Here is a 17,193-nt window from a genome sequence, read left to right as displayed (position 1 = left end):
AGCTAATAAATTAAAAAGTTACGTTCAGCCCCAATGAATATGATCGGGGTGCCCCGTACAGCGCATTTACATAATCGGGATCGATCCCCTGCTTATTGGCTTTCCATAATATACCCAGATTCCGCGCATACGCCGAAATGCGAATGGACTGCATGTTAAGGTTTTCCGTAATCCGCTTCGGCAGCGTGTAACTTAGGTTGACATCCTGTATGCGGATGTGATCTCCCTTCGTGATTAACGCTTCCGACTCGCTGTAAACCGTGGCCATATAATTGCCAGAACCAATTGCCTCAAGCGGCAAATAGGCCGGCACATCGGTGTGCAGCTCATCCCCGGGCTTCGCCCATCTCCTGAAATAATCCTCATGGAAATTTCCAGTAAACTCCCCTCCGGGATAAAACGAACTTCTACGGAATACATAGCCCGATTTCCACGTGAGCAATACGCCAATATTGAGGTTTGCGTAGCTCAGGTCATTCCGCAACGAGCCATAGAAAGGCGGCACTGTGACACCGGCAGAAACCAGGTCATCCAATATCAGTTGGTTGTAATACGTCCGATAGTCGTCGGTAGGCTGGCCATCCAGGTAGGCGATGGGATACCCATTTTCCGGAGAAAGGCCATACCACGGCAGCGCGTAAACCAGATCCCGCGAGGTGTGGACTACCGGCGGCTTGGAGGAGGCGAGATACCTATACGTGGCTAATGTTTCATTGCCATTGTAGTGGGTCACCTCGTTGTCTACCCAACTCATCAGCAAGGTCGTGTTCCATCCCACTCTGCCTGTGGTGTTACGACTGTTGAGCTGTATGTCCCACCCCGAAGTACGTATGCTGGCATAATTGATCTTATAACTCCCGGTTATGCCCGTTGTGGGATCCATAAATTCATCCCCGATCAGATCGCTGCCCTGTTTGGTAAACTTCTCTACCGAGCCGGTGAGCCGGTTATTTGCTGACCGCCATTCGAGCGCGAAGTTTGCCGTAGAAACCCGTTCCCATTGTAAGGATGGGTTGCCGACACTTGTTATCATGGCAGCCGTCAACCCTACCGGAGTTGTACCGTAGCGGACTGTCGGGAAATGGGTAACACGCTTGTTTACATTTCCGCTGATGCCATAGGTAGCCCTAAGCCGTACATAGGGCAGCCATACGGCCCACGGATAGAACCCCTCGCGACTTAGCTCCCATCCACCGCCTACCGACCATAAAGGCACTCCTTTCTGGTTGGCCTTTACACCAAAGAGATTTGACCCGTCCCACCGCAAACTGCCGCTCAGCATGTAACGGTTTGCGTAGACATAGCTTGCATTGGCATAGTACGACAAATCACGGTTTACCAAAAACCGACGAACCGACGATGGCCCCTGTAACCGGCGGTTGGGCGATCCTGCGGGCAAGGTAGGATAGAGCTCGTTATAGTTGAATTGAGCACTCCCCGTCAGGTAGTTGTCGTCGTAATTATACAGTATCGTCCCAGGCAGCACTTCCTGCTGGCTATGGCGGATTTCCGCCCCCACCAATGCAGAGATACTATGCTGAACGTGGTAGGTGGCTTGGTAATCGACCTGGGTACGGCCGAAATGCGAAAAGCGCTCTGCAGGGTTGCCCGTCAGCAAAATACCATTGTTCGGAACTATGCTATTGCCATTGGGCTGGGTGAAGGCATTTACAAGGTCACGTACAAAATAGCTGTCTTTGTGGTAGTGAAACTGCGATTGCTCATTGCCCCGTACATACTGGTAAATGGCACTCGCAGAGAAGCCCTTCCAAAGCTTGGCCGTCCATTCACTATTCAGGCGCAATTCATTGCTGCGAGCCGTATTATCTATCAAATTTCTTTCTTCAACAGGCCGGTATAGCCAATCCAACAGGCCATTGGCCTCCGCCTGTTCGGCATAGCCGAACCGGATACCTTTCACCACGGGCAGTGGATTACCGTTTTCATCCATCAACCGCATGTAAGGCGATATGCCGACATTAGGCACAGACAGGCTGGAATAATCCACTCCGTTATTTACCGATTGGTGGCCCACGTAGGCAATGCCTACACTGATTTCCATACCATCATAGGGTTTGAAGCGATTGCGGACACCCAGATTGTAGCGTTTGCTGTTGTTACCGACCAAGTTATCCAAGTTATTGTAGTAAGCGCCTGATATTTCATATCCATACCGCTCGGCTCCGCCTGATACATTCAGTGTATACTGCCTGAATCCGCCACCGCGGTACAGGTAATCCATTGCCTGCCGGCGTGCATCGGTGTTTCGCATTACCCTTTCCTGTTCCTCCAATTGCGGTGCGCTGATCAATCCTTCGTCAAAAGCCCGCAGCCACTCGACATATAGCGGTACAGGCGTCCGCTCGTTAAACGTGTAGTGGCCGAGCTCATAGCGCTTTTTCTCGATTTCCATCACGGTAGCCGAGGGGAGCCAGCTTTTAGAGTAAAGCAGATCGGGCTTTTCGGTGATATTGGTGTTTGCGTTGAGGGAGATATGAACCCTCCCATCTTGAGCTGCCTTTTTACTGGTGATCACCATAACACCGTTGCCTGCCCGTGCACCCCAGATACTGGCGGCCGCAGCGTCTTTCAAGACTGTGATGCTCTCGATATCATCGGGATCGATGTTATCCAGCGAGCCTTCGTAGGGAAAGTTATCCAATATGATCAATGGTGTTTCATCCGATTCAATCGTACTCAGGCCACGTACGCGTATATCAGCGGCCGTAGTTCCACCTGAATTGACGAATTGGACACCGGGCGCTATGCCTTCCAGCCGTTGAAGCACATTGCCCCCCATGCTTCTATTCAGCAATTGGTTGTCGATGTGAACGAAACTTCCTGTAGCCCGTTCTTTCGGAAGCCGGTAATAGCCCGTACTGATTTCCACAGTTTCCAGTACGTTGTCACTGCGGTCAAGCATAATGGTTAGGTCTTTCTGATCCGGTCCGACAGCAACGGATTGTGAAGTATATCCTACATAGCTGACCATGAGTGTATCCGGTCTTTGCAGGGACATCCTGAAATGGCCATTGGAATCGCTTTTCAGGGTTAGGTGTGCACGCTTCAATTTGAGGGTCACTCCGGTCAGTGGATGTCCATCTGCCGCATCCCGGATAGTGCCTCCAACAACAGTTTGGGCATTCGCCTGCCAGCCGAAGAAAGCAAAGGCAGCCATGATTAAAAAATGTTTCATTTTATTCTGTTAGTTTATGGTTTCATTTGGTTGTGTGCAGGTATGTCGCAGTCGAGGGGATATCGCTTATCGGATCCCCATTCAGCAACTTCCTCAGCTCCGCAATCGGATACTTCTTATCTTTGGGTGCGGCATAGAATCTGCCCTGATATATCCAGATAACACTGCCCACCTGCCGTGCATGGTGGAAGTAGGCGTTCAGATAGTCTCCGGGAACCCCTATCACAGCAGGTACCTGCCATCCACGGTTTTGCATGAATGGCAACGCCCGATCGGGAAAGTCGACATGCACCGTGATGACAGCCAGTTCATCGGGAAACTCCGTTTGCGCTTGGCCCCAGTGGTCTACCGACTTGACACAGGGCGAGCACCAGCGTGCCCAAAAATCCAGTACAATCAGCTTCCTATCTTGGTATTCCCGCAGGGTCACGGTATGTCTGCCCTTCGGATGGTTTACTACCGTAAGCGGTAGATCCCACAGACTAACCGGAATGGTATCGCCAAGTAATAGTTTGTCAACGGTTGTAACATCTGTGGGTAAACGGAAAGTGGATGCCGATGCGCCGATACCGGTCTCGTCAAAAGGTTTGCGTACCGGCATGTATCCGGCAAAGCTTGCTTCTACCTCACCTTCTTTTCTCGCGGTAGCGATAGAGAAAGTGCCGTCTGCATCTGTAAACACAATCGTATCAGAGTGCGAGAGACGAACTTTGGCACCTTCGATAGGCATGTTGGTGGATGCCGAGCGTACCGTTCCTTCGATAAGGGTTTGGTTTAGCGCCGTGACAGCAGGCCCCGACAGAACGCCAGGTGCCTGCGCACGGGCTTCCAAACACATGATCGTTAGAAACAGTGTTGCCATCAATCCCAAAGCGAGGCCCAGCCCATAACGGGCTGGAGCCATCGCATGGGTCCAAACACATGATTCTTCAAAATTTCTTCGACAGGCGTTCGACTGTTGTTCGAGACTTGTTCGACAATCCTTCGACAACGCTTCGACAAGTGTTCGACTGTGCTTCGAGAAACCTTCGACAACGCTTCGAGAAATTGCCAAAGCGCGGCCGAGCAAGGGTAGAACAATTGCACCGGCATATTTGAACCAACCCCAAGTGGTTGACGAGCATCCGTTCCACCCCATTCCATGTCCCTCCATATATGCCTTTCTCCCGCTATGTAGCCGCTTGCTATTCGCTAACGTGTCGCTTTTTGGTTTTTTTACCGAAGTATATGCGGGACACATGGGGATAGGACCCGAAAGAAGGGTAAGGGAAGGTGGGCGAAAGCATGTCTCCATGGAGGATTTACCCTTAGGTATATCCGCGCCCAAACCGCTCTGCATCATGGTCGGGCCTTCGTGCGATATTCCGGCACTATCGTTCGGGTTTCGGTGCCTAAAAACAGCACTGTGACTCCTAGCGGAACGCCCCGATACCGCCAGTGTGACCGCAGCAGTCTGGGAGCGGTCCCGAAGCCGTCCCGCACTCCGCCAAATAAGGCGGCTGGTAATCCTGCCGATGGAACCGACGTATATATGTTGGCTAGTTGACTTAGGCTCCGTCGATCGCAATAAGCGAGGGGTAAATGACCTCAGTAAAGGCCAAAGCATGGTCGTTAAGCGTAAATTTTGCTTCATTTATATTTTTGATTTAGATGTAAGAATTGAATTAACAAATGCAGCTTCTTACAATAATCAGACGGGGCTTTTCGCGACGCTTTGAAAGAGATTACTCGTGGAAACTATCCACGTTTTGGATACTACGCGACCATCATCCCTCCTATCTTGGATAGGTTGGATGAGCTTAGATGTGATGGTTCTTATTTTTAATTTCACAACTCGTTATGGTTAGTAACGAGTCTCTATCATAGTGAGCAACCTAATAAATATGGGGCTGCACACCACGGCTACATTAAAGTTTCTGACGCCTTACGTAACGCGGATTTACAGCAACCCCACATCTATCTTGTTATGCAAAGATACATATCCAAGTATAGACATGGGTATAAAAATTGCTGCCTTGCGTTACGGCGTCAGAATCTGTAGCCGCAAGACTCTTTTTATTACCTTGTCTAATCGTTAAATATCTAAATTCAAATATACATTATTTATGAATAAATCATAAATAATTATGTTTTATTCATAAAATATTATGATTAAAAAATAATAATCCATTCATACACAGACATTTGCAATTTGCATATCTTGCTAAAGAAACATAGCTTTAACGTCATTTTGAAGGAAAAATGGCAAAAAAAGAAAAGAAAGAACCCATATATCGAATCGGCGCAATCTTAGCAGAACAAGGTGTGAAAAAAGAAGTTTTTGCCGAGTTAGTGGGTGTAAACAGTGGAACTGTATCAGAATGGATAAATCATAAAGGCTACCCGGAAGCTTCCAGGTTACCAAAAATAGCGGAAGTACTAAATGTGAACAGACAGCTTCTGCTCATTGAAACGCAGCCAAAAGAAGGAAAATCACCAGCCCAAATTAAAACCGAAGAACGGGAGAAGAAATAATCTTGGGCGGCCCCGCATCGCGAAACTGGGGTATTTCTTTATTCTGATTTATCAAGCCATAAAATAAACCGGAAATTCTTAGATGCCTGCCCTATGGAACAATGTATAAAAAATCCCTGCTTCTTGTCGAAACAGGGACCGCCCCAATGGGGTTAGGGGCTATCAACCTAAACCTACGCCCAATATAGTGATCGAAATTTAACCCTGCAAGCAATTTGTTGACAAAAGGCCATGTTGACTATTTGATTAATTTGATTTGTCTTCGTATCTTGGTCATAAATAATTGACCAACATAACCAGTTCCACATCATGAAACAGAACAACGCTTCAAAGTACTTCAGCGATACTCCATCAAGCTGGGGCTTACGCGGCGATCCATTCTTATGGGAAGATCTTAAATCGAAATTTCAAAAGACGAATGTTCCCGTATCAGCATCAGAATTAGAGCAGTTATTACACAAATTCTTTAAAGAATTGACAGGCGAACCACCTAAACGCGGCAACAATATTTTCGTAGAAAGGTACAATAAAGGGGGTATGTCAAGCGGCATGGTCTCGTCAGACTTTTGGCTTGAAAAGGGGTTTGCTGCAATTATCCAGCGGTATATAGAAATGGATATAAGGTAACTTAGGATTATTCCAAAGGCCTTGAGTAAGCTTCAGACAGGTGCAAATCAATAATAAATAAAAAACAAAACTTAAAATTAATTCAAAATGCCAATTATTTTGCCTCCTGAGTGGAATATTTATTACAATGAAATCAGAGATCGAAGTCAAGCATTAATTGAGTCAGGAATATGGAGTGGAATTGACATAAATCAACTGAATGTATGGCGGAAAAATTTTAAAACAGATGAGGAAAAATATTTTTCAGCATGCGTACTCGATTCTTTGATTTACCGGTCTAACCAACAAACTTTTTCTCTGATCAATACTATCTTAAACAAAGCACTAAACAACACTTTTAGGCAAATAGGGCTCAAGGAAATGGCAACATTTCCTTTAAACATGCAAAGCAAGATAACTGATCCCCTAGTTCGATTCATCCCGGTAATTACGACGGACGACCCAGTAACAAAAAGTTCTTTCGAGATTTTGCGATTTTTTAAACGGCATTTTGGAATACAAGAAAAGTGGATGATTTATCCAAGTGATATAAAAAGAAGTGTTGAAAACGGGGTTAAAGCATTTATCTTTATAGATGATTTTTTGGGAACTGGTGTGCAATTTGATGAAACCTTGGTATATGCCAATATATATAAAGAAATCGAACAGGGTTGTTTTATATACGCACCACTAATTGCTCATGAAATAGGGATCAGTCAGGTTAAACATTCCGCCAAAAACATGCATATAACGTACGCCGAACTGCTAGTAACCGAAGCTCATTCTTTTTTTAACAACTATTTCGGGGGAGAACAGGATGAAGCAAGGAGGTTTTATAAAGACTTGATGACAGATAGAGCAATTCCATTTGATCCAGTTACTCCTTTCGGTTACGGCAACTTAGAAATAACATTATCATTTGAACATGCTGCTCCAGATAATTCCCTTCAGATACTTCATTATCAGTCGGACAATTGGATCTCATTATTTCATCATTAAATTTGACCAATGAATATAAGACAAGAAAATCCGCTAGCGCAGAATAGAGCAGAGGAATTAGGATTCGACCTTTGGGAAGAATTTGTGATTCCTCCATTTTATGATAATTTGGATTTATTAACTGCCCGAAAACCTAGAGTAATTGTCGGAGGGAGGGGGTGTGGGAAAACGAGCTTACTTAGATTTCTTTGTCACCAAACACAATTTTCACCTAAAAGAACAGATATAATTCAAGACGATCTAAAACATATTGGTTTATATTGGAAAATCGATACTCAATTTGCTAAACAATTATCAAAAAGAAGTTTAGAAAATGAAACTTGGGAGAAAGCATTTGAACATATGGCCACATTACTCATAAGTCAAGAAGTATTAAAAAGTGTCGAAAGTATTGCCAGTTCAAGCTTCGCCGATTTTGACCAAATCAAACTTGAAAATCTGGATTTTAATATATTAGACAGCTTCAACAAAGCTATACCGGGCAATTTTCACAAGCTAAAAACATTCTTAAGGCGTGAATTTAATACTTTTCAAACATGGGTCGGATCAATTAGGCAAATTGAACACCCGGTATTCCTTCCTAAAATATTTGTAAACGAACTCCTTACTGAACTAATTCTACAGGCACCTGCTTTTAAAAACTCAAATTTCTTTGTTTATATCGACGAATATGAAAACCTACTTGAAGAACAACAAAAGTTAATAAATACATGGTTGAAACACAGCGAAATCCCTTTAGTTTTCAATTTGGCAATGAAAAGGAATTCCTTCGCTGAAAAACAGACTATTGGGAAAGAACAACTCTCTGAAATACATGATTACAGAGAATACGATTTAGAATCTTATTACGAAGGTGCTATTAGCTTTGATTTATTCGCTGCCGAGATATTATTTTTACGATTGATGAAAATAGAAAATAACATAGTTGATTCACCTATTTCTATCAGTGATCTAAGAAGCTCTTCGTCAGAATCGTTAAAAAGAAGAAGATCTCCGGAGTACAAATCAAAAGTATTAAAAGCCGCTAATGGTTTTCTTCCTTCAATATCCCCCGATTCGATTGCCGAAAATATACTAAAAGATACAGTATTGCGAAACCGACACGAAACGCTACTAAAACAATCGCTAAGATCACAAGCAGCAAAGATCAAACCGGAAAAACTTATTTCCTACAAACAACCAGCTGCGACAATCATTATACCTTCGCTTCTCTCCAGAAAGGGCGTAAAGGTTGACGACATCTTATTTGAACTCGGGAAACTAGAAAATGGTGAAAAGAATAAATTTACCGGAAATACTGGTTGGCTACATAACAATCTGTTTGGGTGTATTCTTCTGATCTATGAACCTTTGGGGAGGACGTGCCCTCTATACGCGGGTTTCGACTCCTTTTGTTTATTATCGAAAACCAATTTAAGGCATTTTCTAGAGCTGTGCTTTAAATCAATAACCAATGAAAGATTATCAAGCTCTATTAGTCTGCGACAAATCAGTGTTAAATCTCAAGCTGATGCAGCGAAGCAAGCTAGTTCAAGTTTTTTAAAAGAGGTTAAGTCATTTGGAAACTTCGGCAATAAACTTCATACGATCGTTTTAAGACTTGGCACATACTTTAAATACGCACAAAAACGAATCACACAAAGTGAACCGGAACAAAATCATTTTAGTGTAAAGGGGGTTTTGAATTCTGAGGCTCAATCACTTTTACAAGAAGCTATAAAGTGGTCAGTTTTTTACGAAAATAAAATAACAAAGCAAAAGGGTGGCAAAAGCAAGTTAGAAACAGAGGATTTTGAATATGTTTTGAACCCAATTTATGCACCTTATTTCCACATAAGCTATCGAAAAAAAAGACGATTTGATCTACAGCCAAGCCAGATTGAGACGATAATTTGTGGGAATTTCGAAGATTTTGAATCCTTTTTGCGAATGACATTAAAAAAGTGGAACATGCTTCCTATTTCTGATGAACTAAACCTATTTTCAAACCTAACACCTTTTGAATATGGAAATTGAGATGCAGTATGGTTCTAGCAGCGATCAACTAATATTTGAAACTTGGGATTATGGAATTATAGGTGAAGAGAATGACGAACGGTGTTCCATCGCGTCAGATTTCGTCAAAAAAAAAGCATCTAAAGTGATAATGTTTAAATACCATCCTAAAGAGTTTAAGATTCAAATTGATGAAACCATAGTGGACAAGGATGATGTTAATGATGAGCTCAAACATTTTACTAGCAATAACATAATTTTGGATGCGACGAGTTTGGGGTTTGCAGAATTACTCATTCTCTTACAGTCATTCAAAGATCTAAACAAGAATAGCTTCTCAATAATTTATATCGAACCAAGTGAATACAATCAAAATAAGTCCCTTAGAGAGGTTTTACACAGGAGAGATTTTGAGTTATGTGAAGAATCAGTGGGGTTTGAAGCAATTCCAGGCCATTCTTTAACCATCACAAATGATATTGTTCAAAAAGTCGTTTTCTTATGCGGTTTTGAATCTGAGCGGATTGACCGAGCGCTAGAAGACACACAAATCCACGGCGCGGAATGTTGTGTGGTTTTTGGAGTCCCAGCCTTTTCTCCTGGGTGGGAAATGCACTCTTTCACAAATAATTTAGCAGTAATGAAAGATAGGCGAATCTCTGGTGGTGTAAGTTACTGTGGGGCCACTGACCCATTATCAGTTTACAAGAAATTGTTGTACATTTATAAAGGATTAGAAGACGATTGGGAAATGTTTATTGCTCCTTTTGCTACAAAACCAATGAATATCGGAGCTTGTCTTTTTTTGGTACTAATGCCTAAAACCAAAGTTGCAGTCCTATATGATCATCCACGAGAAAAATTAGGCAAGGGACTCGGTATCGGAAATTGGCATTTATTCAATATTAACTACGATATATGATACTCCCTATTTGCCCATTCATAAGATAAATTAATAGCTATTTTTTTTCAAAAAACATCCTCAAAATCTAAAATGTGCTTTGACATTATAATCAAAAAGCCTGCAAAAAAATTCCTATCTTCACCGCTAAGTCTAATAATTTATCTATGACCGTTTTATCCGTTACAAGTGTTTACGATGAGAAAGAGTTCGAAGAAAGGTCTGACTACATAGACGATTCCGACCTAGAACTTTGGAACGTTGAAAACGAACACTTTAATCATATTCAGCAAAAATTGCTCGGCGTTGGTGCGAAATTATTAGTTGGCCCGAGAGGCACTGGTAAAACACATCAAATGAAAATCGCCCATCTCAAATGTCAAAAAGATAATAATAAACCTCTTTCCTTATTTGTCTCATTTAGCAAATACTACCACCTCGAACCATTTTTAACGAAAGCTCCAAACGCAATTCAAATTTTCCACACGTGGGTACTTTGTAAAATTCTATTGAGCGCTATTGGCATTATCGAGGATGAAAAGAAGTCGATCCCTCTATGGGGTATAGATTCAAACCCATTGAACAAAGTGACTATTCAAGAATTTGTAGCAAAGGCAGAAAAGTTGAAAGCGTCGCAATTAAGTGATGATCCCTTAATTAGTATACTGAATATCAATTGGCTTATTATTTTTTTGGAACAATTAACAACCGAAACAGGCAGGAAAAGGCTAATTCTAATGTTGGATGATGCTGCTCTGACTTTAACTCCAGAGTATCTGGTTGAGTTTTTCGACGTTTTTAGAAGTTTAAAAACAAAAATTATTAGCCCAAAGGCTTCGGTTTATCCAGGTACAACTCAATTTGGCCCCAGGTTCCACATGGGACATGATGCCGAAATGGTTGAATGTTGGCTAAGTGTTGAATCTCCTACCTACTCATCCTTCATGGATAGTTTGATAAAAAAGCGATTCGAAAATTTCAAAGAAGGAGTGAGCACTGAACTTATTGAATTATTCAAGTTTGCTTCCTTTGGGGTTCCACGAGCGTTTATAAGTTTGCTTAGAAATTATAAATCAAGACCTGAAAAGGTTGCTAATGCTAAATTTAATGCTGTTATAGAACAACAAGTGCAATTTATAGAAACTGAATATTTGTCTATTTCTCAAAAGCTTATTCAGTACCGGAAAGTAATCGAGGCCGGCAATCACTTGTTTAAACAAATTACTCAAGAAATCAAAGATGACAATAGCAGGTTGATAAGCGAGCGAAATTTAATGATAGGAATTAGTAGTGAAAGCATCGAACAATATAAATTAGCTGATAGGATGATCCGGTTTCTTATTGAAGCCGGATTGTTATATGAAGATACACCTGTCAAGCATGGCCAACAAGAGGGAAGTAACGAACGACGGGAGTACAGACGGTATATTCCGCATATGATATTTCTAATTCAAAATAGAACGTTTGTAAAATCTAATAAAGGAGGATTTAAAGAGGTTTTAAACTCACTAAATCTAAAAGCAAGAAAGCAGCCTTTGCGACGATCGATACAGAACTTGTTGGGCAAGAAAGAATTGGAAGGCCTCACGCTTGACCTACCTCCCTGTCAAAATTGTAGTACGCCACGTCTAAGCCCTGAACAAAGGTTCTGCCATATATGCGGCAATGAACTAGTAAATCAATCAGCCTTTGAAACGTGTCTAAAAATTTCAGTCAATGAGTTACCTCTTACCAATTGGACTAAAGACAAGCTATTAACGATTAGGCTGAATACAGTTGGCGATATAATTAGTCTTCAAGATCCGGGGTCTGAACTCAGAAAAATACCTCAAATTGGACAAATAAGGTCGAATAAAATTTACAATGAGGTATTAAAAACCGTCGATGAATTTCTAGCTTAATGATGTTAACTTTACCTTCAGCCAACGCCGTCCTTCCAGGGCTTACACCTTATGACCTCAATAAGGCAATTGATAGAGCCTATATTGATTCTGACATATCCCCTATTGACAGCTTTATCACAAATGGTATAGAAATCAATAAATTAATGACGGCAAACCCTTCGGCGGTATTAGGAAATCTAATAATTCTAGGATATATTTCTGCAATCGAGAGCTATTTTAGAGCGTTATTCAGAAAGTTAATCCTAATTGACGATACCTGTAGGAACATTTGTGAAAAACGGCAAGTAACCTATGGAGCCGTATTATCTAACAAAAAAAATACGCTTCCGGAAGCTCTATTCGAAGATGTATCATTCGCAGGAAAAAAAAACATAATAACCTCCATTAATAATTTTCTAAATCTTAATATCCAGGAATCAAATCTTTCTCCTGATTTATCTTCAAATTTGAACTCTTTTAGCGAGATTTGCGAGCTACGGCACTGCATCGTCCATAGATTTGGCAAATTTGGTTCTAAAAATGCTATCTCATTGGGGTTGGATAAACACCTTCATAATGTTGAAAAACCAATAAAATGTGACTTTAATACGCTTCAAACAATAATTTCCGTTTGCCATAACACGGTAAGGATTTCTAATAACTTTCTTTTTGCTGGAATACTTAAAAGGCTAATTTTAGATGGTTCGAAAAAGAAAACTAATACAGTTTGGACATGGGACTATTCAAAGGATCGGGATAAATTCAACGGTTATTTTGAGACATTTTATTCCCGTCTTGCTCCCCCCCAACCTTCGTATACAAGATTGAAATTATATAATAAGTACAAAAAAAGTTATTTTAATCTATAATGGATATTTTAGGCAGATATTATACAAATCAGATATTCTCGAAACTATTAATCGATAACCTGTCTATTTCCAATCCCAAAAATATCGTTGAATTAGGTGTTGGCGACGGCGCGCTATTTCGTGCCGCATTCGAAAGATGGTCTAATGCATCGTTCTATGTCACAGATATTGATGATCATTCCATCCAAAGGATGAGGACTGAGTTTGAGTTTCCAAACGTAAAATCTTTTCAATTAGACACAATTAAGGAAAACATCATAGAAAGACTAAATATTTGTGATTCTATTGACATAGCCATCTGTAATCCTCCTTACCTAAAGGTAAATCCCACTCCCGATATACTTACCATTTTTGAAAAGGCTCAACTTGATGAATGCAAGGATTTAAAGAAAATTACTTCCGATGTTTTATTTTTGGCCAAAAATCTTGAAATTTTAGTTAGAAAAGGCGAGTTAGGAATTATCCTTCCCGATGGACTGATAACGGGAAAAGAATTTATATCATTAAGATCATCTTTACTGACTTCTCATAATATTAAAGCTGTCATCCAGCTTCCAGAAAACATTTTTAAGAAAACAGAAGCACTCACTCATATTGTTATTATCGAAAAAGGTTCATCAACTAGCTCTTACGTTCCTGTCTTTCTATCTAATGAACTCGGCAAAATAGTGGATCAGATTGATATTGACCAAGATGCTCTAGTCGAGAGAATGGATTACAAATATAACAAATGGAAAAAAGCAAACCAATTCTGCACAAATCAAATCTGTCTGAAGCATTTGAAACCGATAATTAAACGAGGCAACAAAACACATAAAGAATTGAAGAATTTAAAAATAAAATACCTGCATTCTACGAATTTGCCCAACCTATCTATTAATCTCGATCTTGGGGGTGAAGAAAGTAAAAGTTTTGATGGCTTTGTTTGCGCTGAGCCAGGAGATATAATTATCTCAAGAGTGGGAAAAATCGGAAAGATGGCTAAAATAAAAAGTGGAAAACTGCCTATTTCAGATTGCTTGTTAAAAATAACACTACCTGATATACAAGCTTTGGCATTGTGGAATTCCCTAACTTCCGAAGAAGGCAAGGAATGGTTTAAAGCAAATTCTCATGGAGTTTGCGCAAAGGTAATTAGCTTATCTGATTTAATGAATTTTCCTATTAAAAATGCCGCCTCTTCCGAAAAAATTGCTGAAGAATAAAATCGATATTCCGGCAAAAAAAAGTGATCGCAAACTTTAGCAGGTGTGCCGGTGTGCCTATGTACCCCCCCCTTTTTTCGGACAGCTGTTTAGCCTATAAAATCGTTATACTTGGACTTCAAAAAAAGGAGACACATCATGATCTGCCATATACTCCTCTATTTGTTGCACCTCATCAGTTGGCACCCACTCAATAGGCTGGTAATTTTTTAGGCTTTCCCAGATATCGTGATGATCTTTTAGTTTTTTGGAAGGCTCGTCACCTACGAAGAAAAATTTGGCATCTTTCTCCTGTCGCCTAATGGTATCAACCAAAAAAAGGTGTGCACCGATTTGAGGCTTGAGTATGTGGAGAGCCTTGCTGAAATCACTTATTTCCCCTACTACCTTCACATCATTTCTACCGATAAACGATACTTTTGACGGAACAATCAGACCTGCGAAGTCATTTTCGGTAAGCTCTACATCAAAGTTTACATGCCTGCCAATCGACTTAACCAAACGTCGCTTTGCGTAAGCAGTGGAGTCCGGCACTTTTTGTCGCTGCTGGGGTAAAGTAAATACAAATTTTTCAAACAGCCTATCGAATGTGTGCTCATCAAGCGCCACATTCAGCGGCACAGGTTTAGAAAAAGTAAGCAGATTGTTTGCATATACGGAGAGATATTCCAAATAGCTCTCGCTTAAAAATCGTTGGCCCTTATGTCCTTTGAGTAGATCAGACTGGCATGACGTAGCAAGTTGCTCGATAGCCCGTAAATTTGATTTAACGAGCTGATATCCTCCATCGGGTAACAAATCCTTAATAACGTTCAGCTTATCGGCTGCATAGGCAAAATGACATTGGACACCATCAGCCATAAATAGGCCAATAGTGATGCGTTCATCCTGATTCGGACGAATACTGCAATACAGGATGGAATAAAACGTCCTCATCATGCTCCTTTTGTTAGCGGCGCCACCAATTCCCTAAAGTTAGCCTCGGTATCCTTCAACCACGCGTTGTTTTCGACCACCGCTTCGCGGATCTGCTGTTCCAATTGCTGTTTATTGAGGCACCATCCATCGGGCATCCCTGCAACAATATCGGGCAACATATTACCACAATTTAATACAAAGGTAGGAAAGTTATCCAAAATCGCATTGGCCTCATCGGCTATTTTCTTTGGATTATACAACAAAACGTGCGCCAAATCAGCATATAAAATACTGTCTTCCGGCGTGAGCTGAGCCAGCTCCTGCCCCAACCGGCACCCATCGAAAACGTCGGAATGGTCTATTGGGATAATCTGAAATCGCTCTTCGACAGACTGCACCAATAGGTTGTAGTTGTTTGCGCTTCTATCGGTGTTAGCTAGCCATAAATCGAACAAAGCAATCTTCAATAATGTATGCCTACTCTGATACTTGCCGAGCTCGTGATAATTGCCCTTGAGGCCGACAAACATGTTAGAGACGTCCACCGTTTCTTTCTGGTAGCGTAATCCGAAACTTGGTTTACCGAAATGGTGAGGCTGCGTTCGATTTGAAATTATTTCAGGATTAATATGCTCCGGCAGTATGTTTACTAATGCTCCTGGCAGATGGGGTATTCCCCAAGCATCAAGAAAACAAAGCGAGCAATATTCGTTGATTAACTTGCCATTGGAGTCGTACTTACAAATATACTCCTCAAAGTCATCCGCCATTACCACAACAGGCCTGCTTCCACCAGTTTCTATTGCTCGGCTAATGGGTGATATGGATACTCTGGATGGCAGCAAAAGGTAAAAGCAGTTAGTTGAGGTAAAGATATGAATTTCAATGGAAAGAGAAAAAATTGAGGACCAATAGGCAAATATGGTCCTCAGGAAAAATCAGAGAATGTGGCGTACTTCCGCCGGATTTTCTACAGCGAATTTCTACGCTGGCACTTGACCGCATTATAAGCATGGAGGAAAGCAAAGAAACTGCCTTTATCGAAAATACGTGTTTCGACCCGATTGATTATTTTGAGGATATCACCGGTGTGAGCCGCATCGAGGGACAGACACTGCAACGTATTGTATTGTTTTTTACGGCGAAGTCCGCTCCGTACATATTATCCAAACCGCTACACGGATCGCAACGGATCGTTTCGAAGTCGGAAGAGGGTGTGACGGTTTCGATCGACGTGATCCCTAATTTTGAATTGGAAACGGTGATTCTTTCGCACGGCGAACGCGTGAGAGTATTGGAGCCGGAGGATTTTAAATTGAAAATTGAGGAAAGGCTGAGGGGAGCGTTGGGGTGATAACCAAATCGTAAAACGTGCTTTTTTTTTGGTACGCTTGACGCCAACTTCTGAGCTTAACACACCACCTTCGGTCTTAACACGCCACCACTTAACAAGCTCAACACACTACCTAAGGTCGTTATCACATCACCTCCTAACAAGCTTAACACACCACCTACGGTCCTTAGCACACCACCTATAATGAACTCCGTCGTACAGCGTTATCGAATAATCATCGAAAGGGTTAAGACGATAGCGAAGGTGAAAAAAGCCGAGGCCAAATACGCCAAGCACAAAGCTAAATCGCAAATGAACGATCGAAAGCAGAAAAGGATTTCGTGAAATTGGTCGGCCCAGTACATTCACCTTTTTAGGAAGTTTAAGTGGTAATACCGCCTACTACTTTGTTAATTGGCCTTTATATTCCATGTTATGCAAATTAACACACCGCCTTCATTGGCTATGTCATTGCTATCTAAAGTTACGATCTTCTTCCCGCTAAATATGCTTTCGAATTGCTCAACTACTTCCTCGTCTTCTTTGAAGCCAAAAGTCGGAACGACTATGCAGCCGTCCATTTCCAAATAATTGCATTTGCTTGATCGTTGCGCTTGTTGGTAAACATTATAAGGCATTTTAATTACCTTCATCATCACTGGGATTTCAAAGCTCTCTTTGATGCTGCTCCCGGCATTAAAGAAGGGGTTTTACTTGAGGTCGGATTCGATACTTTAAGACCTAATAACCCTATTGATATATCGTACTGGGTGC

14 protein-coding genes are annotated in these 17,193 nt (G+C 41.5%); 9 read left to right on the top strand and 5 right to left on the bottom strand.

Going from position 1 to position 17,193, the window contains the following annotated elements; all coding sequences use genetic code 11:
- Window positions 1-10: 10 nt before the first annotated feature.
- Both IEX60_RS01505 and IEX60_RS01500 read right to left on the bottom strand, forming a co-directional pair.
- Complete coding sequence (locus IEX60_RS01505) at window positions 11-3,196, bottom strand: SusC/RagA family TonB-linked outer membrane protein (protein ID WP_188746677.1); 3,186 nt, start codon at window positions 3,194-3,196, stop codon at window positions 11-13.
- Window positions 3,197-3,218: 22 nt separating this feature from the next.
- Window positions 3,219-4,829, bottom strand: coding sequence for a carboxypeptidase-like regulatory domain-containing protein (locus IEX60_RS01500; protein ID WP_188746675.1), 1,611 nt, complete (start codon window positions 4,827-4,829; stop codon window positions 3,219-3,221).
- A gap of 608 nt (window positions 4,830-5,437) precedes the next feature.
- Between IEX60_RS01500 and IEX60_RS01495 the strand changes: the two genes are divergently transcribed.
- The 8 genes from IEX60_RS01495 (at window position 5,438) to IEX60_RS01460 (ending at window position 14,168) form a co-directional block, all read left to right on the top strand.
- Window positions 5,438-5,710 carry a helix-turn-helix domain-containing protein gene (locus tag IEX60_RS01495; RefSeq protein WP_188746673.1) on the top strand — a complete coding sequence of 91 codons (273 nt, stop codon included), beginning with the start codon at window positions 5,438-5,440 and terminating at the stop codon, window positions 5,708-5,710.
- Window positions 5,711-6,019: 309 nt separating this feature from the next.
- Window positions 6,020-6,337, top strand: a complete 318-nt coding sequence (locus IEX60_RS01490; RefSeq protein ID WP_188746671.1) for a hypothetical protein — start codon at window positions 6,020-6,022, stop codon at window positions 6,335-6,337.
- Between the two features lie 87 nt (window positions 6,338-6,424).
- Entirely contained in the window at window positions 6,425-7,315 is an 891-nt protein-coding gene (locus tag IEX60_RS01485) for a phosphoribosyltransferase-like protein (RefSeq protein ID WP_188746669.1), read from the top strand.
- Window positions 7,316-7,324: 9 nt separating this feature from the next.
- The gene (locus IEX60_RS01480; RefSeq protein WP_188746667.1) at window positions 7,325-9,331 is read left to right on the top strand and encodes an ORC-CDC6 family AAA ATPase; all 2,007 of its coding nucleotides are present in this window, start codon (window positions 7,325-7,327) and stop codon (window positions 9,329-9,331) included.
- Complete coding sequence (locus IEX60_RS01475; RefSeq protein WP_188746664.1) at window positions 9,321-10,232, top strand: hypothetical protein; 912 nt, start codon at window positions 9,321-9,323, stop codon at window positions 10,230-10,232. Before IEX60_RS01480 ends, IEX60_RS01475 begins: the two co-directional genes overlap by 11 nt.
- Before the next feature lie 146 nt (window positions 10,233-10,378).
- Window positions 10,379-12,112: a zinc ribbon domain-containing protein gene (locus tag IEX60_RS01470; protein WP_188746662.1), complete on the top strand. Its 1,734-nt coding sequence runs from the start codon at window positions 10,379-10,381 to the stop codon at window positions 12,110-12,112.
- Window positions 12,112-12,963 carry a hypothetical protein gene (locus IEX60_RS01465; RefSeq protein ID WP_188746660.1) on the top strand — a complete coding sequence of 284 codons (852 nt, stop codon included), beginning with the start codon at window positions 12,112-12,114 and terminating at the stop codon, window positions 12,961-12,963. The genes IEX60_RS01470 and IEX60_RS01465 overlap by 1 nt, the downstream gene beginning before the upstream one ends.
- On the top strand, window positions 12,963-14,168 hold the full coding sequence (locus IEX60_RS01460; RefSeq protein ID WP_188746658.1) for an N-6 DNA methylase: 1,206 nt from the start codon (window positions 12,963-12,965) through the stop codon (window positions 14,166-14,168). Before IEX60_RS01465 ends, IEX60_RS01460 begins: the two co-directional genes overlap by 1 nt.
- 105 nt (window positions 14,169-14,273) lie before the next feature.
- Here IEX60_RS01460 and IEX60_RS01455 read toward each other — a convergent pair whose 3' ends face one another.
- Window positions 14,274-15,107 (bottom strand): glycosyltransferase family protein, encoded by an 834-nt coding sequence (locus tag IEX60_RS01455; RefSeq protein WP_188746656.1) that lies wholly within the window; start codon window positions 15,105-15,107, stop codon window positions 14,274-14,276.
- Complete coding sequence (locus IEX60_RS01450; protein ID WP_308420722.1) at window positions 15,104-15,931, bottom strand: HipA family kinase; 828 nt, start codon at window positions 15,929-15,931, stop codon at window positions 15,104-15,106. The genes IEX60_RS01455 and IEX60_RS01450 overlap by 4 nt, the downstream gene beginning before the upstream one ends.
- Before the next feature lie 167 nt (window positions 15,932-16,098).
- On the opposite strand from IEX60_RS01450, the gene IEX60_RS01445 reads away from it, so the two are divergent.
- Window positions 16,099-16,440, top strand: coding sequence for a WYL domain-containing protein (locus IEX60_RS01445; protein ID WP_188746652.1), 342 nt, complete (start codon window positions 16,099-16,101; stop codon window positions 16,438-16,440).
- Window positions 16,441-16,829: 389 nt separating this feature from the next.
- Here the strand turns inward: IEX60_RS01445 and IEX60_RS01440 are convergent, their stop codons facing one another.
- A complete protein-coding gene (locus IEX60_RS01440; protein ID WP_188746650.1) occupies window positions 16,830-17,075 on the bottom strand; it encodes an agmatine deiminase family protein in 246 nt (81 codons plus the stop codon).
- Window positions 17,076-17,193: the final 118 nt, after the last annotated feature.

The organism is Parapedobacter defluvii (assembly GCF_014642075.1).
GTDB lineage: Bacteria > Bacteroidota > Bacteroidia > Sphingobacteriales > Sphingobacteriaceae > Parapedobacter > Parapedobacter defluvii.
Note: the sequence above shows the minus strand (reverse complement) of the source record. Positions and strands in the feature narration are given on the sequence as shown.

Excerpts from the sequence above, each read along its gene's own strand:
- IEX60_RS01485 (WP_188746669.1), top strand. The coding sequence starts at position 6,425 with ATGCCAATTATTTTGCCTCCTGAGTGGAATATTTATTACAATGAAATC.
- IEX60_RS01470 (WP_188746662.1), top strand. The coding sequence starts at position 10,379 with ATGACCGTTTTATCCGTTACAAGTGTTTACGATGAGAAAGAGTTCGAA.
- IEX60_RS01475 (WP_188746664.1), top strand. The coding sequence starts at position 9,321 with ATGGAAATTGAGATGCAGTATGGTTCTAGCAGCGATCAACTAATATTT.
- IEX60_RS01460 (WP_188746658.1), top strand. The coding sequence starts at position 12,963 with ATGGATATTTTAGGCAGATATTATACAAATCAGATATTCTCGAAACTA.
- IEX60_RS01440 (WP_188746650.1), bottom strand. The coding sequence starts at position 17,075 with ATGATGAAGGTAATTAAAATGCCTTATAATGTTTACCAACAAGCGCAA.
- IEX60_RS01455 (WP_188746656.1), bottom strand. The coding sequence starts at position 15,107 with ATGATGAGGACGTTTTATTCCATCCTGTATTGCAGTATTCGTCCGAAT.
- IEX60_RS01445 (WP_188746652.1), top strand. The coding sequence starts at position 16,099 with ATGGAGGAAAGCAAAGAAACTGCCTTTATCGAAAATACGTGTTTCGAC.
- IEX60_RS01480 (WP_188746667.1), top strand. The coding sequence starts at position 7,325 with ATGAATATAAGACAAGAAAATCCGCTAGCGCAGAATAGAGCAGAGGAA.
- IEX60_RS01495 (WP_188746673.1), top strand. The coding sequence starts at position 5,438 with ATGGCAAAAAAAGAAAAGAAAGAACCCATATATCGAATCGGCGCAATC.
- IEX60_RS01505 (WP_188746677.1), bottom strand. The coding sequence starts at position 3,196 with ATGAAACATTTTTTAATCATGGCTGCCTTTGCTTTCTTCGGCTGGCAG.
- IEX60_RS01490 (WP_188746671.1), top strand. The coding sequence starts at position 6,020 with ATGAAACAGAACAACGCTTCAAAGTACTTCAGCGATACTCCATCAAGC.
- IEX60_RS01500 (WP_188746675.1), bottom strand. The coding sequence starts at position 4,829 with ATGAAGCAAAATTTACGCTTAACGACCATGCTTTGGCCTTTACTGAGG.
- IEX60_RS01465 (WP_188746660.1), top strand. The coding sequence starts at position 12,112 with ATGATGTTAACTTTACCTTCAGCCAACGCCGTCCTTCCAGGGCTTACA.